18 protein-coding genes are annotated in these 22,384 nt (G+C 71.4%); 9 read left to right on the plus strand and 9 right to left on the minus strand.

The genetic code is table 11. From position 1 onward, the window contains the following. Nucleotides 1–19 precede the first annotated feature (19 nt). The 4 genes from ACFYPC_RS16895 to ACFYPC_RS16910 all read right to left on the minus strand — a co-directional run bounded on the left by ACFYPC_RS16895 (nucleotide 20) and on the right by ACFYPC_RS16910 (nucleotide 5,227). Entirely contained in the window at nucleotides 20–1,618 is a 1,599-nt protein-coding gene (locus tag ACFYPC_RS16895) for an acyl-CoA carboxylase subunit beta (RefSeq protein ID WP_388676135.1), read from the minus strand. Further along, nucleotides 1,615–3,396 carry an acyclic terpene utilization AtuA family protein gene (locus ACFYPC_RS16900; protein WP_388676138.1) on the minus strand — a complete coding sequence of 594 codons (1,782 nt, stop codon included), beginning with the start codon at nucleotides 3,394–3,396 and terminating at the stop codon, nucleotides 1,615–1,617. The genes ACFYPC_RS16895 and ACFYPC_RS16900 overlap by 4 nt, the downstream gene beginning before the upstream one ends. Next, nucleotides 3,393–4,211: a TIGR03084 family metal-binding protein gene (locus ACFYPC_RS16905; RefSeq protein ID WP_388676141.1), complete on the minus strand. Its 819-nt coding sequence runs from the start codon at nucleotides 4,209–4,211 to the stop codon at nucleotides 3,393–3,395. Before ACFYPC_RS16905 ends, ACFYPC_RS16900 begins: the two co-directional genes overlap by 4 nt. A 140-nt stretch (nucleotides 4,212–4,351) precedes the next feature. Next, nucleotides 4,352–5,227, minus strand: coding sequence for a PhzF family phenazine biosynthesis protein (locus tag ACFYPC_RS16910; protein WP_388676144.1), 876 nt, complete (start codon nucleotides 5,225–5,227; stop codon nucleotides 4,352–4,354). A 448-nt stretch (nucleotides 5,228–5,675) separates the two neighbouring features. Between ACFYPC_RS16910 and ACFYPC_RS16915 the strand changes: the two genes are divergently transcribed. The 3 genes from ACFYPC_RS16915 (at nucleotide 5,676) to ACFYPC_RS16925 (ending at nucleotide 9,363) form a co-directional block, all read left to right on the plus strand. Further along, entirely contained in the window at nucleotides 5,676–6,437 is a 762-nt protein-coding gene (locus ACFYPC_RS16915; RefSeq protein ID WP_388676147.1) for a serine/threonine protein kinase, read from the plus strand. A 19-nt stretch (nucleotides 6,438–6,456) separates the two neighbouring features. Continuing rightward, nucleotides 6,457–8,016 carry a protein kinase gene (locus ACFYPC_RS16920; protein WP_388676150.1) on the plus strand — a complete coding sequence of 520 codons (1,560 nt, stop codon included), beginning with the start codon at nucleotides 6,457–6,459 and terminating at the stop codon, nucleotides 8,014–8,016. Between the two features lie 108 nt (nucleotides 8,017–8,124). Then, nucleotides 8,125–9,363, plus strand: coding sequence for a hypothetical protein (locus ACFYPC_RS16925; RefSeq protein WP_388676153.1), 1,239 nt, complete (start codon nucleotides 8,125–8,127; stop codon nucleotides 9,361–9,363). A gap of 146 nt (nucleotides 9,364–9,509) precedes the next feature. On the opposite strand, the gene ACFYPC_RS16930 is transcribed toward ACFYPC_RS16925, so the two are convergent. The 5 genes from ACFYPC_RS16930 to ACFYPC_RS16950 form a co-directional block, all read right to left on the minus strand. Further along, nucleotides 9,510–10,004 carry a hypothetical protein gene (locus ACFYPC_RS16930; protein ID WP_388676156.1) on the minus strand — a complete coding sequence of 165 codons (495 nt, stop codon included), beginning with the start codon at nucleotides 10,002–10,004 and terminating at the stop codon, nucleotides 9,510–9,512. A gap of 150 nt (nucleotides 10,005–10,154) precedes the next feature. Further along, nucleotides 10,155–11,087, minus strand: a complete 933-nt coding sequence (locus tag ACFYPC_RS16935; protein WP_388676279.1) for a DMT family transporter — start codon at nucleotides 11,085–11,087, stop codon at nucleotides 10,155–10,157. A 220-nt stretch (nucleotides 11,088–11,307) separates the two neighbouring features. After that, nucleotides 11,308–12,456 carry a lipid II:glycine glycyltransferase FemX gene (locus tag ACFYPC_RS16940; RefSeq protein ID WP_388676159.1) on the minus strand — a complete coding sequence of 383 codons (1,149 nt, stop codon included), beginning with the start codon at nucleotides 12,454–12,456 and terminating at the stop codon, nucleotides 11,308–11,310. After that, nucleotides 12,453–12,911: a GNAT family N-acetyltransferase gene (locus tag ACFYPC_RS16945; protein ID WP_388676281.1), complete on the minus strand. Its 459-nt coding sequence runs from the start codon at nucleotides 12,909–12,911 to the stop codon at nucleotides 12,453–12,455. Before ACFYPC_RS16945 ends, ACFYPC_RS16940 begins: the two co-directional genes overlap by 4 nt. Nucleotides 12,912–13,105: 194 nt before the next feature. Continuing rightward, nucleotides 13,106–16,198 (minus strand): FAD-binding and (Fe-S)-binding domain-containing protein, encoded by a 3,093-nt coding sequence (locus tag ACFYPC_RS16950; protein ID WP_388676162.1) that lies wholly within the window; start codon nucleotides 16,196–16,198, stop codon nucleotides 13,106–13,108. A 241-nt stretch (nucleotides 16,199–16,439) separates the two neighbouring features. Between ACFYPC_RS16950 and ACFYPC_RS16955 the strand changes: the two genes are divergently transcribed. The 6 genes from ACFYPC_RS16955 to serC all read left to right on the plus strand — a co-directional run bounded on the left by ACFYPC_RS16955 (nucleotide 16,440) and on the right by serC (nucleotide 22,218). After that, nucleotides 16,440–18,233: a sensor histidine kinase gene (locus ACFYPC_RS16955; protein ID WP_388676165.1), complete on the plus strand. Its 1,794-nt coding sequence runs from the start codon at nucleotides 16,440–16,442 to the stop codon at nucleotides 18,231–18,233. After that, complete coding sequence (locus ACFYPC_RS16960; protein ID WP_388676167.1) at nucleotides 18,230–18,637, plus strand: roadblock/LC7 domain-containing protein; 408 nt, start codon at nucleotides 18,230–18,232, stop codon at nucleotides 18,635–18,637. Before ACFYPC_RS16955 ends, ACFYPC_RS16960 begins: the two co-directional genes overlap by 4 nt. Beyond that, entirely contained in the window at nucleotides 18,634–18,981 is a 348-nt protein-coding gene (locus tag ACFYPC_RS16965) for a DUF742 domain-containing protein (RefSeq protein WP_388676170.1), read from the plus strand. Before ACFYPC_RS16960 ends, ACFYPC_RS16965 begins: the two co-directional genes overlap by 4 nt. Then, nucleotides 18,962–19,660, plus strand: a complete 699-nt coding sequence (locus ACFYPC_RS16970; protein ID WP_388676173.1) for an ATP/GTP-binding protein — start codon at nucleotides 18,962–18,964, stop codon at nucleotides 19,658–19,660. The genes ACFYPC_RS16965 and ACFYPC_RS16970 overlap by 20 nt, the downstream gene beginning before the upstream one ends. Beyond that, complete coding sequence (locus tag ACFYPC_RS16975; protein WP_388676176.1) at nucleotides 19,657–20,907, plus strand: cytochrome P450; 1,251 nt, start codon at nucleotides 19,657–19,659, stop codon at nucleotides 20,905–20,907. Before ACFYPC_RS16970 ends, ACFYPC_RS16975 begins: the two co-directional genes overlap by 4 nt. Nucleotides 20,908–21,099: 192 nt before the next feature. Beyond that, a complete protein-coding gene (serC, locus tag ACFYPC_RS16980) occupies nucleotides 21,100–22,218 on the plus strand; it encodes a phosphoserine transaminase (RefSeq protein ID WP_388676179.1) in 1,119 nt (372 codons plus the stop codon). Nucleotides 22,219–22,384: the final 166 nt, after the last annotated feature.

The raw sequence follows: 22,384 nt of genomic DNA on the forward strand, positions 1-22,384 counted from the left end.
CACCGGTTCATTGAGTGCCTCACATCCGGAAGATGCCGAAGCCACCGCGCGCGCCCTCGTAAGGCGCCGTGTGGATCGCGGACAGGCACATGCCGAGGACGGTGCGGGTGTCGCGCGGGTCGATGACGCCGTCGTCGTACAGCCGCCCCGACAGGAACATCGGCAGGGACTCCGACTCGATCTGCTGCTCCACCATGGCGCGCAGCGCGGCGTCGGCGTCGTCGTCGTAGGGCTGCCCCTTGGCGGCGGCGGACTGCCGGGCGACGATCGAGAGGACGCCGGCGAGCTGCTGGGGGCCCATGACGGCGGACTTGGCGCTGGGCCAGGCGAAGAGGAAGCGCGGGTCGTAGGCGCGCCCGCACATGCCGTAGTGACCGGCTCCGTACGAAGCCCCCATGAGGACGGAGAGGTGGGGGACCTTCGAATTGGAGACGGCGTTGATCATCATCGCGCCGTGCTTGATGATGCCGCCCTGCTCGTACTCCCTGCCGACCATGTAGCCGGTGGTGTTGTGCAGGAAGAGGAGCGGGATGTCACGCTGATTGGCCAGCTGGATGAACTGGGCCGCCTTCTGCGACTCGGCGCTGAACAGCACTCCCCGGGCGTTGGCGAGGACGCCGACGGGATAGCCGTGCAGCGTCGCCCAGCCGGTGGTGAGGCTCGTCCCGTAGAGGGGCTTGAACTCGTCGAAGTCGGAGCCGTCGACGAGGCGGGCGACGACCTCGCGCGGGTCGAAGGGGTGCCTGAGGTCCCCCGGGACGATCCCCAGGAGCTCGTCCTCGTCGTACTTCGGCGGCGCTGCCGGGCCCGGGTCGACGTACGCCTTGCGGTGGTTGAGACGGGCCACCACCCGCCGGGTCTGCCGGATCGCGTCCTGCTCGTCGACGGCGAAGTAGTCCGCGAGGCCCGACACGCGTGCGTGCATCTCGGCGCCGCCCAGCGACTCGTCGTCGCTCTCCTCACCGGTGGCCATCTTCACCAGCGGCGGCCCGCCGAGGAAGACCTTGGCCCGCTCCTTGACCATGATCACGTGGTCGGACATGCCGGGGATGTACGCGCCCCCGGCGGTGGAGTTCCCGAACACGACGGCCACGGTCGGGATCCCGGCCGCCGACAGCCGCGTGAGGTCCCGGAAGATCGCGCCCCCGGGGATGAAGATCTCCTTCTGGGACGGCAGATCGGCGCCGCCCGACTCGACGAGGCTGATGCAGGGCAGCCGGTTGGCGAGGGCGATGTCGTTGGCCCGCAGAGCCTTCTTCAGGCTCCACGGGTTGCTGGCACCGCCGCGCACGGTCGGGTCGTTCGCCGTGATCAGGCACTCCACGCCCTCGACGACACCGATCCCGGTGACCAGCGAGGCACCGACCGCATAGTCGCTCCCCCAGGCCGCGAGCGGCGACAGCTCCAGGAAGGGTGTGTCGGGGTCCAGGAGCAGTTCGATCCGTTCCCGCGCGAGCAGCCTGCCGCGTTTGCGGTGCCGGGCGACGTATTTCTCGCCGCCGCCCGCGAGTGCCTTGGCGTGCTCGGCGTCCAGGTCCGTGAGCTTGCTGAGCATGGCTTCGCGGTTGGCTGCGTAGTCGGGGCTCCGTGTGTCGAGCGCCGAGGAGATGACGGTCACAGGAGGGACTCCGGGATGTCGAGGTGGCGGGAGCGGAGCCATTCGCCCAGCGCCTTGGCCTGGGGGTCGAAACGGGCCTGCGAGGCCACACCCTCGCCGAGGATTCCCACGACGACGAAGTTGAGGGCGCGCAGGTTCGGCAGCACATGGCGTACGACGGTCAAGTCGGCCGTCTCCGGGAGGAGTTCACGGAACCGGTCGACCGTGAGGGTGTGGGCGAGCCATCGCCAGGCCGCATCCGAACGGACCCACACGCCGACGTTCGCGTTGCCGCCCTTGTCCCCGCTGCGGGCCCCGGCGACGAGGCCGAGAGGGGCGCGGCGGGTGAGCGTACCGGACCGCAGGGGCTCGGGCAGGGGCGGTTCCGGCACGTCTTCGAGCGGTTCGAGAGGTTCGAGAGGTTCGAGCCTTTCGAAGTCTTCGCCTCCCTCGGGTCCTTCGAGTGCTTCGGATCCCTCGATCACGTGGGTGTCCTGGGCCGGGGCCACAGGGATGCGGCGTCCGTCGTGGAGGACGGCCACGTGGTCCACGGCGCCATGGGGGACGTACACATCCTCGAAGACCCCGTAGGGCGCTCCCGTTCCCGGTGGCGCCATCACATGGAATCCGGGGTAGCCGGCGAGGGCGAGTTCGATGGCGGCGCCGCTGAACGCCCGTCCCACCGCGTGCTGGTCCGGGTCCCGCACGACGAGCCGGAGCAGCGCGCTCGCGGTCTCCTCGGTGGGGGCGTCGGGGTGGTCGGTGCGGGCGAGTTCCCAACGGACGTCGGCGGGCCGGGACTTGGCCGCGGCCAGCGCGGTGTCCATCTGGTCCCGGACGAAGGCCGCCTTCGCCTCGATGTCGAGCCCCGTCAGTACGAACACGACCTCGTTGCGGAAGCCGCCGAGCCGGTTGAGGCCGACCTTGAGGGTGGGCGGCGGTGCCTCGCCGCGTACGCCGTCGATGCGGACCCGGTCGGGACCCTCCTGGGTCAACTGGACGGTATCGAGCCGGGCGGTGACGTCGGGCCCCGCGTACCGGGCGCCCGACGTCTCGTACAGCAGCTGCGCGGTGACCGTGCCGATGTCGACGAGGCCGCCCGTGCCGTCGTGTTTGGTGATGACGCTCGTGCCGTCCTCGTGGAGTTCGGCGAGCGGGAAGCCTGGGTGACGGAGAACGGCGGGGTCGTGCTCGGCGAAGAAGGCGTAGTTGCCGCCGGTGGCCTGGGCACCGCACTCCAGGACATGCCCGGCGACCACGGCGCCCGCGAGCCGGTCGTACTCCCTGGGCCCCCAGCCGAAGTGGGCGACGGCGGGCCCGGTGACCAGCGCCGCGTCCGTCACCCGCCCGGTGACGACGATGTCCGCGCCCTCGCGCAGACAGGCGGCGATTCCGGCGCCGCCGAGGTAGGCGTGCGCGGCGAGGCTCTCCGGGTACCTGGAGCCGAGTCCGTCGCCCTCGACGTGGGCGACCCGGACCGGGATGCCGAGCCGGTCCGCCAACTCCCGTACGGCGTCGGCGAGTCCGGCGGGGTTGAGGCCACCGGCATTCGCGACGATACGTACGCCGCGCTCGTGCGCGAGGCCGAGGCACTCCTCCAGCTGGCCCAGGAAGGTCTTGGCGTATCCGCGCCGGGGGTCCTTCAGCCGGTCCCGGCCCAAGATGAGCATGGTCAGCTCGGCGAGGTAGTCGCCGGTGAGGACGTCCAGCGGGCCGCCGGTGAGCATCTCCCGCATGGCGTCGAAGCGGTCGCCGTAGAAGCCGGAGGCGTTGCCGATGCGGAGGGGGGTGATGGTCATCGCGCCGCCCCCTTCGGTGCGCGGCCGGGGCCGGACTTCGGTGCGCGCCCGGCGCCGGAAGGCCCCGCGAACGCCTGCGCGATGTCCAGCCACTTGTCGGCGTCGGCCCCTTCCGCACGTACGGCGAGGTCGGCACGGTTCGCCCGCTGGGTGACCAACAGGCAGAAGTCCAGCGCGGGGCCGGTGACACGCTGGGCGGCGTCCTCGGGCCCGTGCGTCCACAACTCCCCCGTCGGGGCGATGAGTTCCACCCGGAACTCCTCACTCGGCGCGAAGAGCCCTCGTACCCCGAAGGCGAAGTTCCGTGTCCGCACACCGATGCGCACCACATGCCGGAGCCGGTCCGTAGGCGCGCGCACCACACCCAGCGCGTCGGCCACATCCTGTCCATGGGCCCAGGTCTCCATCAGACGGGCGGTGGCCATGGAGGCGGCCGACATGGGCGGCCCGTACCAGGGGAAGCGCGCGCCCGGGGGCGCGGCGCGCAGCGCGCGTTCCAGCTCCCCGCGCCCCTCGCGCCAGGTGATGAGCACCTGCGCGGGCGCCGTGCGCGCCCCCTCCTCCGCGCCTTCGTCCACGAAGGAACCGGCCGCCGCGAACGCCTTTTCGGTCTCCCGCCCGAACGCCTCCGCGTCCGTCACCGCCAGTAGTGCCGCCCGGTCGGTCCAGGCGAGATGCGCGATCTGATGGGCGACGCTCCACCCCTCGGCGGGTGTCGGAAGGGCCCAGTCGCCCTCGTCCAACTTCCCCACCAGCTGGTCGAGTTCCTCGCTCTCCCGGTGCAGATCGTCGATCACGGACGACGGGTCGAACACGATGGCGCTCCCCTCGGGGCACGACGATGCGTCATTCCGGAGCATGGCAGCGCCCGAAGAAACAAGCAAGCGTGCTTGCATTGTTGATTCAGGTGTTCCCGAACGCAGCCGGGGGTTGACCGCTCAGCACGGCCGGCGCTTCACGAGATGCGAGCTCCCGTGCCGCCGACACGGACGCGCGGGTCACCCGCGCGCAGCGTCACCGTGAGCTCGCCAGGACGGCCCAGGTCCTCGCCCTGGTGCAGGGTGAGGACGGTGTCCCCGGGGACCAGGCCGAGTTCACGGGCGTACGCACCGAACGCGGCGGCCGCGGCGCCTGTCGCCGGGTCCTCGACGACGCCGCCCACGGGGAAGGGGTCCCGTACATGGAAGACGGTGGCCGACTTCCGCCACACCAGTTGGACCGTGGTCAGGTCCAAGCGGTGCATCAGGGCTTCCAGGCGCGCGAAGTCGTACGCGAGATCGGCGAGACGCGCGCGCGTAGTCGCCGCGAGCACGAGATGGCGGGCGCCGGCGAAGGCGATACGGGGCGGAAAAGCCGGGGAGAGATCTGCGGCCGGCCAGTCGAGCGCGGCGAGCGCCTCCGCAAGGTCGGCGTCGGCGATCTCCTCGATGTACGGCTCGACACTGGTGAGCGTGGCCCGCAGCGTCCCGCCCTCCTCGGCCACCTCCACCGGCACCGTGCCTGCGCGCGTCGCGAACACCAGTTCCCCAGGGCCGATCCGCTCGGCGAGCGCGACGGCGGTCGCGATGGTGGCGTGTCCGCAGAACGGCACCTCGGCCTTGGGGCTGAAGTAACGGATGGTGAAGGCCCGCCCCGGCCGGCCGCCGAGGCCCTCCGGGGGCGCGGTCAGGAACGCGGACTCCGAGTATCCGAGCTCGGCGGCGATGGCCAGCATGGCGCTGTCGTCCAGGGCGCCGGCGTCCAGAACGACGGCGGCGGGGTTCCCGCCGTCGGGATCGCTGGAGAAGGCGGTGTATCGCAGGATCTCGGGCCGCGGCGTATTCGTCGTCACGCCCCTGGCAACGCGCGGGAGGATCGCGGCCATTCCCGGACGCGGGTGGAGGCTGAGTGGGGGCCGGGTGGGGGGCCGGGCCTACGGCGGGGCCCACGCGGCGCTGCCCCACATCGACGTGTGCCACCCTGCCCGTTCCCGAACCGGCCCGCACCGCACCGCACCGCACCGCACCGCACCGGAAGAAGCTTCCTGAACATCTTGAATCCGCGCCCAGCTCACTTGAGTTCACGCCGATTGACATTTACCGGCAATCCTGGGCGAGTTGGGTGGCAGACGCCGTACCTGAGGTTCCCTCACTGACGTCCTCTACCCTCCATCCTTCACCGGGTGACATTCTGATGAACCACCCGTCCAGGTTCTGACCAGACCTGAACACACCGCGCGTTCGCCCCTTTCACCAAGAGGCGATGCCCGATGAGCCGCTGAGATTTGGGGACGACGCAGAGTGACCACCGTGATCGTGCAGCTTCCCGACGCCGTCGTCCGTCACTCGGACGCCCCTCAGCCCGAGCCACGTCTGGTCCGCTTGAGCCCCGGCCAGAGTGCCGAGTTCGGACGCGGGAAGCCCGGAGCGCCCCTGCCCATCCCCCTGTGTGATCCGGCGGTGTCGCGCTGCGCCGGACAGGTCACCGCGGTGGAGGACTACTGGCGCCTTTGCAATTACAGTGCCTCGGCGACGTACGTGGTGGAAAACCTGGAAGGCGCCGGAGAACACATCCGCGTCGCACCCGGCCGTATCGGTGCGCCCGTACCATTCGAGCTGTCCCGGGTAATTCTGCCCGCTGAAACGCCCGTGGAATTCAAGGTGTTCGCGCCCCAGCACGCGTATGTGGAACCCGGGTGCGAGGCCCCCTCCGGGGAACCTACGACGAGTCCCTTCTCACTGAACCCGTCGTCCAAGTATTTCCTGGTGCTGCTGGCATTGTGCGAACCGCGGCTGCGCTCCCCGTCGAGCGCGGCCGTTCCCGGCGTGGGAGAGATCCTCGAACGACTGCGACCGCTGCCGAGTTGCCACGACCTCACGCGATCCGCGCTCAACTACCACATCGATTATCTCGCCGACACCAAGCTGCGGCTGAGGGAGAGGCCGGACGGCTCGTACAGCGAGGCGGGTGGCAAGCGCGAACGGCTGGTCAGTCTCGCACTGCGCTTCAATCTGGTCCGGGAAGAGCACCTGGCTCTGCTGCCCCCCGCCGTCAGACGCTGAACCGAGAGGCTTACGCAGGATGAATCGCCCCCACACCACTCCGCCACTCGACCCGGCACCGGGGTACCGGGTCGCGGAGTGGAGAATCACCGGCCTGATCGGCTCCGGAAGCTGGGGCAGCGTGTATGCGGCGGAGAAGGTCGTCGAGAGTGCCGCGGGCGGCGCGGACGTCGCCATCAAGCTGCTGCGCACCGACCTGCTGACCCCGGGGCAGCGTGCGTCGATGGAGGAACTGGCCCGCAAGGAGGCGCGGTTCAGCACGGAGGCCGACCACCCCCATCTCGTACGCACCCACGCGGTCGTGACCCTGCGGGATCCCGAGCGGCCCGACCTTGACGGCATGACCGCACTGGTGATGGACCGTGCGGAACGCAGTCTGCAGGATCTCCTCGCGGCGGGCGGAACCGGGCGCCCTCTGCCGGACGCCCTGCCGGACGCCGAACGCATCCTCAGCGGCGTGGCCGCCGGGCTGGCGCACATGCACACGCATGGCTGGATCCATGCGGACCTCAAGCCCGCGAACATCCTCCTCGGCCCCGAAGGAGCCGTGTGGCTGGCGGACTTCGGCCTGACCGTGGAACTGGAGGGGACTCACGCGTACGTTCCGCCCCTGGGGTCGCTCGACCACGTACCCCCGGAGTGGTGGTCGGAGCGCACCGGCGTCCGTGGCACGACCGTACGGAAGACGGCCGACATCTGGGCTTTCGGCGTTCTGGCGCACCAGGCACTGACCGGCGGGCTCCATCCGTTCCCCGGGAGCACGGCGCGGGCCCGCTCGCTGGCCGCCCAGGCCTATGCCAACGGATCGGCGCCGCTGCGTCTGGACGACTCCCTGGAGCCCGGGTGGCGGAAGCTGATCATCGAATGCCTGGCTCCGGACCACGCCACCCGGGCCGCCCTGGCCGCGGATGAACTGTCCAGGCGTGTCCGGGAGTTGCACGCCGAGCGCCTCCCCCGGCCCCTGCACCGGCGTCGGGCGATCCTGCTCACCGCCGGTCTCACCGCCTGCGCGGCGGTCGCCGGGCTCGTGGTGGCCTTCGTACCCTCAGACGACAAGGGCGCCCCCGAGAAGCCGGCCTCCTCGGCGCCCGGCACCGCGCTCGCCGACACCACCCTGGCCGGGGCCATCCCCGCCGACTCCGATGTGCCCGTCGCCCTGCGGCAGATCATCACCGACGCCGCGAAGCGGTGCACGGACAAGGAGGTCACCCCGGCGTTGCTGGCCGCGATGCTCAAGGCCGAGAGCGGCTTCGACCCGGCGGCGTCCCGGACCGCCACCGGCGAGCACGGCATCGCCATGTGGACGCCGTCGGTGTTCCAGGCATGGGCCGTGGACGGCGACCGCGACTGCGACGAGGACTACATGTCCCCTCCCGACGCCATCGCGAGCATGGCCGTGTTCACCTGCTGGCTCGACCAGCGCTTCAAACAGAGCGGGCTGCGCGCGAACCTGCCCGCGCTGATAGCCGCCGGATACCGCACCAGCGACAGAGCCGTCATCGAAGCGGGTGGCGTGCCGGAGTCGGTGCGGCCCCACGTGGACGAGGTCCTCGCCAACCTCAAGGAGTACACACGCTGACGCACCGGACTCCGGGCCTCTCCCTGACGTATGTCAGGAGCGGTCCGGAGCCGCCCCGAATAGCGTCGCGGATCGTTCTGCCACCGTAGGCACCAGGGGGAAACGATCATGCGGCACTTCTCATCCATCCGCGGACCGCGGACGGCGGCGGGGCGGGCACTGCTCCCGGTGGCCGCCCTGCTGCTCTGTCTGACGACAGCGGCCACCTCGACAGCCGCTCCGGCACCACCTGCCGGCGCCCGAGCCGGTTCCGACGGCTCGGTGTCCACCGCGGCCGCGCAGGCCCAGGTGCCCACCGGTGTCACCGCCGGGGTCGCGGTGTACGACCGGCAGACGGGGACCTTCACCGAGCAGGTCAACGCGAGTACGCAGTTCCGCTCGGCGTCCGTTGTCAAACTGCTGCTGACGCTCGACTTCCTCTGGGACCGCGGTCCGAACTACACCATCCCGGCGACCGACCGCACCCTGCTGGAACCGATGCTCCGCAGCAGCGACGACGACGCGGCGAACCACTACTGGAGCGCCGGCGGCGGCTCGGCGATCATCGACCGCATGGTGACCAAGATCGGTCTGAGCGACACGGCCGGTCCACCCGCCGGAATGGAGGGCTACTGGGGCTACACGGCCATCTCGGCCCGCGACACCGTGAAGATCTACCGCTACATCCTGGAGCAGGCACCGGCGCCCGTACGGGAGTTCATCATGACCAACCTGCGGCAGTCGACGCGCTGCGCCTCGGACGCCTTCGACCAGCACTTCGGCATCGCCGCCGCCTTCGACCGCCCCTGGGCCGTCAAGCAGGGCTGGTCGGGCGAGTACGAGGACGGCGCCTGCGGTCCGTCCGCCACGGTGACCTCGAAGGACGCGTCGGAGTCCTCGGCAACGCTGACGCCGCCCGCCTCCCGGGCCGCCGCGCAGGTGGACCTGTCCCGGCCGGCCCTGCACACCACCGGCACGGTCGGCGCCGGCGACCGCTCCATCGTCGCCGTGCTCACCCTGCACCCCGTCGGCACCTCCTACGGCAAGGCCTACACCGACCTCGGCAGGCTGACCCGCAGCCTCGACGTGCCCGGCGCGACGAGGCCGACGGGGAAGTGGTACGGCACCTGGGGATCGCAGGTCCACGTCCGCGAGGCGGCGACCACCGCATCGGGCTCCCGGACCCGCCTGCCCGCCGGTGTGGAGGTCCTGATCAGCTGCCAGAAGCAGGGCGAGACGGTCTCCGTACCCCCGTACACCAACGACTGGTGGGCTTATCTGCCCCAGTACGGCGGCTACATGTCCAACATCTACGTCACCTCACCGGACAACAGACTGCCCGACGTACCGCTCTGCACCACGGCGTAGGCCTCACGGAAGCCACTCGCCCGTCTGCGGCCCGGAAGGCACCACAAGGCCCTGCCGTCCGTGAGCACCCCGGCGGAGGAAGTCGAGAACGCCGTGGGGGGCACCGCTGGAACGCGGTGCCCCCCACGGCTCGTTCAACCAGCCTTCTACCACCAGCCCGTGCACACGACGCTGTTGCTGCCCGCGGCGCTGCCACAGGCACGGAACCGCCAAGTCGAAGCGCTGTTCGTCTCCTTGGCGGCGGTGGTGTGGGGGCCACCGTCACCCACGACGAAGGGACCGCACTGCACCCACGAAGAGGCGTTTCCAGTGGAAGTGGAATAGGTGGTCGTCCAGTCCATCCAGAACTCGTCCCCGGCCCGGCTGGCGATGAGCGCGGCGAAGCCCCGCTGCTGGTCCTCGATGAGCGCCACGTTCAAAGTGACGTTCCCGGGACTGCTCGGGTCGCCGGGCCGCAGCTTGACCGACATCTTCGTCGCACCGCTCTGGTACTCGGCGATGTCGACGAAGCCGTTTCTGCCGCTCTCGCAGTCCTGCCTGGCCGCACTCGCCGTGCCGGGCGTGGCGACGGTCGCGGCTCCGGCCACGAGTGCCGCGGCGGCTGTCATGCGAAACGCCCTGGCCCATGCACTTCTGCTCATCGTCGTACTCCTTCTGCTCCTGCGTTGCTACGCCCGTATGTGTGGTGCGAGCAGCAACAGCAAAGCGCGAAGGCGTGGGCCACGGTCCTGATGGATGTCAGGGTGCCGCGCAGGGATGACGGGCGGAACCCGCCGCCACGGACTGACGGACTAGCCGGCCTCCAGCCCCTTCGCCTTTCCCCGTCCCACCTGAGTCCGCACCGCGCCCATGCTCGCCGCGATGACGAGGGCGATCGCGAGGGCCTGCATGGCGGACAGGGCCTGATCGAGGACGAGGAAGCCGGCGGTGGCGGCGAGGGCCGGTTCGAGGCTCATGAGGATGGCGAAGGTGGAGGAGGGGAGGCGGCGCAGGGCGAGGAGTTCGAAGGTGTAGGGCAGGACGGAGGAGAGGACGGCCACCGACGCGCCCAGAGCGAGCGTCGTGGGCTCCAACAGCTTCGAGCCCGACTCCACGATCCCCAGTGGCAGGAACACCACCGCCGCCACCACCATGGCGAGCGCGAGCCCGTCGGCCTGGGGGAAGCGTCGCCCCGTACGGGCACTGAAGATGATGTACGTCGCCCACATGGCGCCTGCCGACAGGGCGAAGGCGACGCCGAGGGGGTCGAGGCTGCTGAAGCCTCCGCCGCCGAGGAGGAAGACGCCGGCGAGGGCGAGGCCCGCCCAGACGAGGTTCAGGGCGCGGCGGGAGGCGAGGACGGAGAGGGCGAGCGGGCCGAGCACTTCGAGGGTGACGGCGGCGCCCAGCGGGATGCGGTCGACCGACTGGTAGAACAGCCCGTTCATCGCGGCCATCGTGACGCCGAAGACGACGATCGTGCTCCAGTCGGCGCGCGAGTACCCGCGCACCTTGGGCCGGCAGACCACGAGCAGCACGATCGCGGCCACCGCGAGCCGCAGGGTGACCACCCCGAGCGCCCCGGCACGCGGCATCAGCGTGACGGCCAGCGCGCCGCCGAACTGCACCGAGATGCCCCCGGCGAGGACCAGACCCAGCGGGCCGAGGGCAGCCCGTCGCCCGGAACCCTGCCCAGAGTTCTGCCCAGAGTTCTGCCCGGAACCTTCCGCGGAAGCGGCTGCCACTGTCGCTGCGGCTGCGGCGACAGCGGGCTCTGAGGTCGTCGTGGCCGCTTCAGCGCCGGGGAGGTTCACGGGAGCCGTCCAGGAAGTTCGGGTCGAGGTTCAGTGGTGTTCGTCCACCCTGCTGCACTTGCCAGTCCAGGGTAATGGACTGCGTCAGGACTGTGAACTCTTTTGCCACTGACTGCAGGGTGCGATGGGTCACCCTCCTCGGGCCATGCACTCACCCACGCCGCGCCATGTAGAAGTCCAGCGCCTTGTGGAGGACTCGGTTCAGGGGGAAGTCCCATTCGCCGAGGTACTCGGCGGCCTCGCCGCCCGCGCCGACCTTGAAGCGGAGGAGGCCGAGCAGGTGGTTGGTCTCGTCCAGGGTGTCCGTGATGCCGCGGAAGTCGTAGACGGAGGCGCCGAGTTCGTGGGCGTCGGACATCATGCGCCACTGGATGGCGTTGTTCGGCTGGACCTCTCGCTTGCGGCTGGTCGAGGCGCCGTAGGAGTACCAGACGTGTCCGCCGACGGTCAGCATCGTGGCGGCGGCCAGGACATCGCCGTCGTGGTGGGCGAGGTAGAGGCGCATGCGGTCCGGGTCCTCGGCCGTCAGCGCGGTCCACATGCGCTGGAAGTAGGGCAGCGGACGCGGGATGAATCGGTCGCGCCCGGCCGTCTCGGCGTACAGCTCGTAGAAGGCGGGCAGGTCGTCGTAACCGCCCCGCACCACCTTCACGCCGGCCTTCTCGGCCTTCTTGATGTTGCGCCGCCACTGCTGGTTCAGGCCCTGGTGGATCTCCTGCAGCGACCGCCCGGCGAACGGCACCTGGAACACGTACCGCGGCTGCCCGGCCGCGAACCCGTCCTCGCTGTCGGGCTCGGTCTGCTGCCAGCCCATCCGCCGGAGCCGTTCCGCGAGCTCGAAGGCCGCCGGCTCGTACGTCGTCGCCGCCGCGTCTCCCAGCCGCCGCGCCGCCGGGTCGGCGATCGCCGCCTTGACCGCGTCCGCGCTCCACCGCCGCAGGACCACGGGCGGGCCCATCTTCACCGAGAACGCCCCCCGCGACTTGAGGTACGCGAGCATCGGATCGAGCCAGCGTTCGAGATCCGCCGCGCGCCAGTCGATGACCGGCCCCTCGGGGAGGTACGCGAGATACCGCTTGACCTTCGGCAACGGGCGCATCAGCACCAGCCCCACCCCGACCAGACGTGCCTCCCCTCCGTCCCCTTCGAACCAGCCCAGGCTCTCCGCCCGCCAGTCCGGCTTCACATCGCCCCAGGACGGCACCTGCATATGACTGGCGGACGGGCGGGTCCCGACGAAGGCCAGGTGCTCTTCGCGGGTGATCGGGCGGAGGCTGAGGCTTGGGACGCTCGGGCTCATACGGGGGGCTCCTCGGGGTCGGTGGGCGGACGGACCATGAAGACATCGACCGGGTTCTGGGTCTCCACGGTGAAACCATGGCGCTCATAGAGGCGCTGGGCGGCGCTGCCCCGCAGGACGTTCAGGCGGACGGTCGCGCCCTCGGCGTCCGTGCGGTCCAGCAGGGTGGACAGGATGGCCGAACCGAGGCCGCGGCCCTGGAGCCGGGGTGCCAGATAGAAGTGCTCCAGCCACTGGCCACCCTCGGCCTCGCCCTCGTCTTCGCCCTCGTCCTCGTCCTTGTCCTCGCCCGGTCGAAGTGTCACGCAGCCCGCGAAGAGCCCGTCGGCCACGACGACCGACGTGTACCGCGCGGAGAACGAGTCCCGCAGCCGTTGCCGCACCCGCCCCTCATCGAACCGGCCCAGCCGTTCCAGGTCCGGTCGCATCACCGTCGCCCGCAGCTCCGCGATCATTTCGACATCCGCAGGGTCCGCGGGCCGCAGCGCCCACCCCGCCACGGAGCCCGGACGGGCGCCGGACAACACCGGCTCGCGCCGCGTTCCGCACATGGCTCCGCGGGTGCTCGTACTTACGTCCATGATCCGAGTATCTCAACGGGTGAATCGCGGCTCGGGCGCGTACGCCCGGCCTGCCCAGGCGTCACGCGTCAACGCCCGTCTTTCGGCCCGAACGCCACCAGGGCGTCCGCCAGTACCTCCGCCAAGTGCCGCCCCCTCCGGCCGGCGAGCTGCTCCAGCTGCGTACGGCAGGAGAAGCCGTCCGCCAGGATCACCGTGTCGTCCGTGGCCGCCCGTACGGCCGGGAGGAGTTGCTCCTCGGCGCAGGCCGCCGACACCTCGTAGTGGCCCTTCTCGAAGCCGAAGTTGCCGGCGAGGCCGCAACAGCCGCCGGAGAGGGGGCCGGTGAGGCCCGCGGCCTCGCGCAGGCGGCGGTCGGCGGCGTCGCCGAGGACCGCGTGCTGGTGGCAGTGGGTCTGGCCGACGGCCGGACGGTCCAGGCGCGGTGGGGTCCAGTGCGGTGCGTGCCGTTCCAGGGCCTCGGCGAACGTCGTCACCGCCGCCGCCAGACGTGCCGCACGCGGGTCGTCGTGCAGCAGTTCCGGCAGGTCGGTGCGGAGGGCGGCGGCGCAGCTCGGTTCCAGGACGACGACCGGGGTGCCCATCTCCAGATACGGCTCCATCAGGTCCAGCGTGCGGCGCATCACCGTACGGGCGCGGTCGAGCTGGCCGGTGGAGACGTAGGTGAGACCGCAGCAGACGCGGTGCCGGCGACGCGGCAGGACCGCGCCGAAACCGAGCGGTCCCTTCGTCACGCCGTCCCCGATCGGCCCTCGTGACGACCCGGCCCCGGTCGGTCCCGGCGGCCCCCCGGCCCCGGCGGGCTCCTCCGACACTGCCGCACCCACTCCCGCACCCACCCCCACCCCCGCCGGCGTGAACCTCATCGCCTTCGTCGGCGGCAGCAGTACCGTCAGCCCCGCCGCCTCCAGGACGTGTACGGCGGCTTTGCCCACGGACGGCGAGAGGTGCTCCGTAAAGGTGTCGGGCCACACGACAACGATCTGCCCACCGGCACCGAAGCCCGAGCCGGCCCCCGCCCCGAACCCGGGAAACGGCCCCCGAACCCCCCGCTTGACGCCCCGCACGAACCCGCGCACCTGCTCCCGGAACCTCCGCGACCACCACCGGCTGAAGGTCTCCCGCGCCACCGGCGGAATCCCCCGCTCGGGCGCGATCCCGCCCGCACGCTTGGCCAGGGCCGCCAGGAACCCCGTCCCGGCAAGGGAGTTGACGATCCGCGCCGTGCGGGTCCTGGCGACGAGCCCGAGCCACACCGGCAGCCACCCCATGGCGTAGTGGGCTGCCGGGCGGCGGCGCCCCTCGTAGTGGTGGTGGAGGAACTCCGCCTTGTACGTGGCCATGTCGACGCCGACCGGGCAGTCGGACCGGCATCCCTTGCAGGACAGGCAGAGGTCCAGCGCGTCGCGGACCTCCGTCGAGCGCCAGCCGTCGGTCACGACCTCGCCCGCGAGCATCTCGTGGAGCAGCCGCGCCCGACCCCGCGTGGAGTGCTCCTCCTCGCCGGTCGCCCGGAAGGAGGGGCACATGACATCCCCCGAAGAGCCGGAAACCCCCGACGGCGTACGGCACTTCGCGACCCCCACACACCGCCGCACCGCTGCCGAGAAGTCCCCGCCGTCCGCCGGATACCCGAAGGCCACGTCCACCGGCTCCCTCGGCAGCACCGCGAAACGCAGGTTCTCGTCCAGGCGGTGGGGCCGCACCAGCATTCCGGGGTTGAGGAGGTCGTCCGGGTCCCAGATGCCCTTGACCCGCTCGAAGAGCCCGACCATCTCCGCGCCGTACATCCTCGGCAGCAGCTCGGCCCGCGCCTGCCCGTCGCCGTGCTCGCCCGACAGCGAGCCCCCGTGGGACACCACGATGTCCGCGAGCTCCTCGGAGAAGCGCCGGAAGCGACCGACCCCGCCGGCCGTCATCAGGTCGAAGTCGATGCGTACGTGGATGCAGCCGTCGCCGAAGTGCCCGTACGGGGTGCCGCGCAGCCCGTGGGCCGTCAACAGGGACCGGAAGTCGCGGAGGTAGGGCCCGAGCCGGGCGGGCGGCACCGCGCAGTCCTCCCAGCCGGGCCAGGCTTCGCTGCCGTCCGGCATCCGGGTCGCCGTGCCGCTGGCGTCCTCGCGCAGCCGCCACAGGGCGCGCTGCCCGGCCGGGTCGGTGACGACGAGGGAGTCGATGACGTCGGCGGCCCGCACGATCGCGTCGCCACGCGCGCGTGCCTCCCCCGCGTCGGCCCCGCCGGTCTCCACGAAGAGCCAGGCCCCGCCGCGCGGCAGCCCCGCGTCGGCCGGTACGAGGTCGGCGGCCATCCCCTCCACCGTCAGCGGGCCGTACGGCAGCAGCCCGGCGGCCGCCTCCGCCGCCGCGCCCTCGTCGGCGTACGCCAGCACGGCCAGCGCCCGCGCGCGCGGCGCCTCGACCAGTCGTACGACCGCCTCGGTCAGCAGCCCCAAGGTGCCCTCGGAGCCGCAGAAGGACCGGGCGACGTCGGCGCCCCTCTCGGGGAGGAGGGCGTCCAGCGCATACCCGGAGATGCGGCGCGGGAGGTCCGGGAAGCCGGTGCGCAGGCGGGCCAACTCGCCCTCGACCAGGGGCCGGAGGCCGTCGGGGGCGCCCGCCCAGTGCTGCCCCAGCCGCACGGCGTCCCCCCGGCCGGTGACCACCGACAGCTCCCGCACGCTGTCCGCCGTCGTGCCCCAGGCGACCGAGTGCGAGCCGCACGAGTTGTTGCCGATCATGCCGCCGAGCGTGCAGCGGCCGTGGGTCGAGGGGTCGGGGCCGAAACGCAGGCCGTGCGGGGCGGCGGCGTCCTGGAGGCGGTCCAGTACGACACCGGGCTGGACCACCGCCGTACGGGCATCGGGGTCCACGGAAACGATCCGGTTCATGTGGCGCGTGAAGTCCAGGACGACCCCCGTGCCCGTCGCCTGCCCGGCGATCGACGTGCCGCCGCCGCGCGCGACGACCGGCACCCCCTGCTCACGGCACACGGCGAGGGCCGCCGCGACGTCGTCCGCGTCGCGCGGGGACACGACACCGAGCGGGACACGCCGGTAGTTGGACGCGTCCATGGTGGTCAGCGCCCGCGCGGTCACGTCGAAGGCGACCTCGCCGCGTACGGCCTTCCGCAACCCCGCCCGCAGTGCCCCTGGATCCGTCATTCCCCCAGGATGCCCCCGAACACTGACAGTCACCGCGGAGCTACCGTGCAAAGATCGCGTCGGGCGGCTCGAATGCGGTCGGGATTATTCAAACCGGGAAGCCGGAAGCTTACCAATACGATCACTAACTGCCATATAGTGACGGCCAGTTAAGCATCAGGTGTCGCTTCTCGCCCAGGAACCTCGCCCAGGAACTTCGCCCCAAGGAACCTCGCCCAGGACACGACCGAGGACACGATTCATGACCGCGCCGACAGCGCCCGCCCCCTCCGGCGAACGACCCCCTCTCCGCGCCACCGCACTCACCCTCCTGATCACCGCCGTACCTGCCGCACTCGCGGTCGTCGGCGCGGTCTCCCTGGCACCCGCCTCGGTGCGCGTCCCGCTCGCCTGGGCCGCGGGCGCCGCCGCCCTGCTGCTCTGCGTGGCCGTCGCCGTGGCCACCCATGCCGTACAGAGGTCGAGGCTGCTGCGCCGTCGGCTCGACACCGTGACCCAGGACGCCGGACGGCTCCTGCAGGAACGGGCCGGGCTGACCGGTGAGTTCAACCAGGAACGGGCCCGGCTGACCGGTGACGTGGCCCGCGAGCGGGCACGCCTGGCCGAGGCAGTGGCACAGGAACGCGTCCAGCAGACCGAGACCGCCGCACAGGAACGCGCCCGCCTCACCGCGGAGTTCACGGCCGAGCGGCAGCGGCTCACCGACGAACTGGACCGCCTCACCGCAGAGAACGCCCGCCTGGCCGAGAGCGCCCGGCACGCCGCCGGCGACCGCGCCGCCGCGCTCGCCTCGACCGCCAACGCGGCCGGCCGGATGCAGGCACTGTCCACCGGCATGCTCGCCGACCTGCGCGCCATGGAGGAGCGGCACTCCGACGAGGCGGTCCTCGCCGACCTGCTGCACCTCGACCACCGCACCGCGCAGGCGGGCCGCCTCGCCGACTCCGTCGCCGTCCTCTCGGGCGCGCGCTCCGGCCGCCGCTGGGCGCGGCCCATCGTCATGGAGTCGGTCCTGCGCGGCGCGATGGGCCGCATCGGCGGCTACCGGCGTGTCCGCATCCACTCCACCAGCGAGGCCGCCGTCGCCGGGCACGCCGCCGAGGGAGTGATGCACGCGCTCGCCGAAATTCTCGACAACGCCGCGAGCTTCTCCCCGCCGACCGCCGAAGTGCATGTGTACGTCGAGGAGGTCCCGGCCGGCGTCATCGTCTCCGTCGAGGACAGCGGCCTGGTCATGGGCAGCGTCCAACTGCGCCGCGCAGAGCGTGCCGTGTCCGGCGACAGCGTCGGACTGAGCGGCCTCACCGGCACCCGGCTCGGCCTCGCGGTGGTCGGCCGGCTCGCCCGCAAGCACGGCCTGAAAGTGTCCTTCCGGCCCTCCGCGCGCGGCGGCACGGGCGTCCTCATGCTCATCCCCCAGGACCTCCTCACCCTCCCGACCCGCACACTGCCCCTCGCCGACGAACCCGCCGAGACCGCCGAACCCGCCGAGACCGCCGAACTCGCCGAGCCCGAGACCGCGACGGCACCGGCCGCCGTCCAGCCGCTCCCCGAGCCGTCGTACGCCGCCGCCCACGCCGCCGCCGACCTGGACCCGGACCCCGTCCCCGCCCACGACTCGCCCCGGCACGAGGAGGGCACCCCGTCGACCGGCGACCTCCCCAGGCGCCGCCGCGGCCGCACCCTCGCGCACGCCGAGCGCAGCCGCGCCCGCGCCACGCCTCCGGCCGACCCGGACCCCCGTACCGCCGACAGGGCCAAATCCCGCGGCGACCGCTTCAGCAGCTTCCGGCAGGCGGTACGCGGTGCGACGCAGGGCGCCGAGGACGCCGTACACATCCAGGAAGAACTCGAAGAGGACCTGGACCTCGAAGAGGACCTCCAGCAGGAACAGGAGGGGGTACGGGACAGGGCCACGGTGTCCGCCGTCCCCTCACATTCGCCCGCTCCCACCCAGTCGCCCGACCACTTCCAGACACCTGCCCCCTCCCACTCGCCCGACCACTCGCGCCCGAAAGGCCACACCACTCCATGACCGGCTCCACCACCGCCGACGAGAAGCTCACCTGGCTCATCGAGGGTCTGCTTGAACGCACGCCAGGCACCCGGCACGCGCTCGTGCTCTCCCGTGACGGCCTGAAGCTGTGTCGCACCCCGGAGCTCTCCGTCGACCAGGCCGACCAGCTCGCGGCGATCGCCGCCGGCATCCAGTCGCTGTCCCACGGGGCGTCGGTGGAGTTCGGCGACGGCAGCGGGGGCGTACGGTCCGCGATGGCCGAGTTCTACGGCGGGGTCCTGTTCATCGTCGAGGCGGGCGACGGTGCGCACCTGGCGGTGGTCACCGCCGAGGACGCGGACGCGGGTCTGGTCGGGCACAACATGAGCGAACTCGTCGAACAGCTCGGCGAACACTTGAGCGCGCCGCCGCGTACCTCATGAGCCGTCCGGGCAGGGACGACGCCCCGGACCGGCTGTACACCCTCACGGGAGGGCGCAGCAGGTCCGGGCCCGACACACCGTTCGACCTGGTGACGCTGGTGGTCGCCGAGTCCGATCCGGTGGCGGGCATGCAGTCGGAGCACGCCGCGATCCTGCGGTTCGCCAAGCGGCCCACGGCGGTCGTCGAGATCGCGGCCGAACTGCGGCTGCCGGTGAGCATCACGAGGGTGCTGCTCTCCGATCTCCTCGACAGCGGCCGCGTCAGCGCCCGTCACCCGCACGTCGCCGCTCTTCCCGATCCCGACATCCTGGAGCAGGTGCTCGTTGGACTCCGTAACATCTGACGCCGGTACGCCGCTGTCGGCAGCGTCCGATGCCCCTACGCCTCTCGCGGCCGACGCCCGAACGCCGCTGTCCGCGTCGGCCGACAACGGCCTGAAGATCGTGGTCGTCGGTGGTTTCGGCGTCGGCAAGACGACGCTCGTCCGCTCCGTCAGCGAGATCCGTCCCCTCAACACCGAGGAGACGATGACCCAGGCGGGCGAGGCGATCGACGACGTCAGCGAGGTGCGCGACAAGTCCGCGACCACCGTCGCCTTCGACTTCGGGCGCATCACGCTCGACGCCCGCAACGTGCTGTATCTGTTCGGCGCGCCGGGACAGGAGCGGTTCTGGTTCCTCTGGGACCGCCTGTTCTCCGGCACCCTCGGCGCGGTCGTCCTCGTCGACACCCGGCGCATCAACGACTCCTGGTACGCCATCGACCGCCTGGAACACCACGGCACACCCTTCATCGTGGCCTGCAACGACTTCGGCGGCCACCCGCACACCCCCGCCCAGGTCCGCGAGGCCCTCGACCTCGACCCACACATCCCGCTGGTCGACTGCGACGCCCGCTCCCGGGAGTCCGGCAAGCGGGTCCTGATCACGCTGGTCGAACACATCCAGAGCCTGTACGCCGCCACGAGCGCACCCGGAGCCTTCGGCGAAATCCCCCTCAAATCAACGGAGTTGGCCCTGTGACCTCCGCCTCCGTGCCCCTCAGCGGGCCCCGGTTCCAGACCGAACCGGCCGAGCTGTACCGGGAGTTGCGGCGCGACCACGGTGCCGTGGTGCCCGTCTCGCTCGACGGTGACATACCGGCCTGGCTGGTGCTCGGCTACCGCGAACTGCACCAGGTCACCGGCGATCCCGTGCTGTTCAGTCGGGACCCCGACCTGTGGAACCAGTGGCCGGGCATCCCGGACGACTGGCCGATGCTGCCGGTGATCGGCCGCAAGCAGTCCTCCATCCTCTACACGGTCGGCGAACGCCACCGCGTGCGCGCCGCGATGATCAGCGACGCCCTCGAAGCCGTCGACCCCTTCGAACTGCGCGGCCACGCCGAGAAGTTCGCCGACGAACTCATCGACGCGGTGAGCGGCAAGGGCGAGGCCGACCTCATCGGGGACTACGCGGCACTGCTGCCCGTCCGTGTCCTCGCCACGCTCTACGGCTTCACGGACGAGCAGGGACCGGGCCTGGTCACCGCGCTCAACGACATGCTCAACCGTACGGCGGACGCGCTCGCGGGGAAGCAGCATCTCGCCGCGTCCATGGGGCAGTTGCTCGCCGACCGGAAGGTGACTCCGGGGAACGACGTGGTAAGCCGCATGCTGGCGACGGCGCTGGCCCTGGAGGCCGAGGGCTCGGGCTCGGGGTTCACGGACGAGGAGATCGTCCAGGACCTGGTGGTCATGTTTGCCGCGGGCCATCAGCCGACCGCCGACTGGATGGGCAACTCACTGCGTCTGATGCTCACGGACGACCGGTTCGCGGCCTCGCTGTTCGGCGGCCGCAACAGCGTCGCCGAGGCCATGAACGAGGTCCTGTGGGAGGCCACCCCCTCGCAGAACCTCGTCGGCCGCTGGGCCTCCCGCGACACCCAGCTCGGCGGCCGCCGCATCCGCACCGGCGACCTGCTCATCCTCGGCCTCCAGGGCGCCAACTCCGACCCCCAGGTCCGCACCGACGGCTCCGCGCTCACCGGCGGCAACAGCGCCCACTTCTCCTTCGGCCACGGCGCCCACCGCTGTCCGTTCCCGGCGCAGGAGATCGCGGAGATCATCGCGCGGACCGGGATCGAGGTCGTACTGGACCGGCTGCCGGACATCGACCTGGCCGTGCCCGCCGAGTCACTGCCCTGGCGGCCCTCCCCGTGGCTGCGGAGCCTGACCGAACTGCCGGTGCACTTCGCTCCCACCCCGCCCCTTGAAGCGACCTCGGCATGACGCCGGCTCCTCAAAAATCGAGCCCGTTCAGCGCAGCGGGGGGCGGCGGCGGGCGGCGGGCGGCAGCCCCCAGGAACACGGGACGGGCAGGGGCGGAGGGGGCGAGAAACACCCCCTGTCACCCCCCCGCCCCCGTCTCACCCGACGGACGAGGTTTCGCCCGCGTTTCCGGAAGCCGCTAGGCTCGCGGACGTGGCTGATATCGAGATCCCCGCTGACATCAAGCCCGCCGACGGTCGATTCGGCGCGGGCCCCTCCAAGGTACGTACGGAGGCGATGGACGCCCTGGCGGCGACCGGCAGTTCTCTGCTCGGTACGTCCCACCGCCAGGCGCCGGTCAAAAACCTGGTCGGCAAGGTGCGCGAGGGCGTGAGCGAGCTGTTCTCGCTCCCCGAGGGCTACGAGGTCGTCCTCGGCAACGGCGGCTCCACCGCGTTCTGGGACGTCGCGACCCACGGCCTCATCGAGAACAAGTCGCAGCACCTCACCTTCGGCGAGTTCAGCTCCAAGTTCGCGAAGGCGGCCAAGCTCGCCCCGTGGCTGGCCGAGCCGACCGTGATCTCCTCCGACCCGGGCACGCACCCCGAGCCGGCGGCCGAGGCGGGTGTGGACGTCTACGCCTTCACCCACAACGAGACGTCCACCGGTGTCGCGGCCCCCGTCAAGCGCGTGGCCGGCGCCGACGACGGCTCGCTCGTCCTGGTGGACGCCACCTCCGGCGCCGGCGGCCTTCCCGTCGACATCGCCGAGACCGACGTCTACTACTTCGCCCCGCAGAAGTCCTTCGCCTCCGACGGTGGCCTGTGGATCGGCGTCTTCTCCCCGGCCGCGATCGAGCGCGCCGAGCGGATCCACGCGAGCGGACGCCACGTACCGGAGTTCTTCTCACTCCCCACGGCGATCGACAACTCCCGCAAGAACCAGACGTACAACACCCCGGCCCTCGCCACCCTCTTCCTGCTCAACGAGCAGCTTGAGTGGATCAACGGCCAGGGCGGACTGGCGTGGTCCACGGGCCGCACCAAGGACTCCTCGACGCGCCTGTACGGCTGGGCGGAGGAGAGCAAGTACGCGACCCCGTTCGTCACCGAGGCGGCCAAGCGTTCCCAGGTCATCGGCACGATCGACTTCGCGGACGAGATCGACGCCGCGGCCGTCGCCAAGGTGCTGCGCGCCAACGGCATCGTCGACACCGAGCCCTACCGCAAGCTCGGCCGCAACCAGCTCCGCGTCGCGATGTTCCCGGCCATCGACCCGGCGGACGTCGAGGCCCTGACGAAGTGCATCGACTACGTGATCGAGAAGCTGTAACCGTCTCTACGCGGAGAGGGGGGGGGGGGGGGGGGGGGGGGGGGGGGGGGGGGCCCCCCCCCCCCCCCCCCAAGCAAGGGACGGGTAGGGGCGGAGGGGGCGAAAACCCACCCAGCCCCACCCCGCGGACCGGGGATACCGGCTACCACCGTTCCAAGCCCCGCAC

Origin of the sequence: Streptomyces sp. NPDC005808 (assembly GCF_042871385.1) — a bacterium.
In the GTDB taxonomy this organism is placed as follows: Bacteria; Actinomycetota; Actinomycetes; order Streptomycetales; family Streptomycetaceae; genus Streptomyces.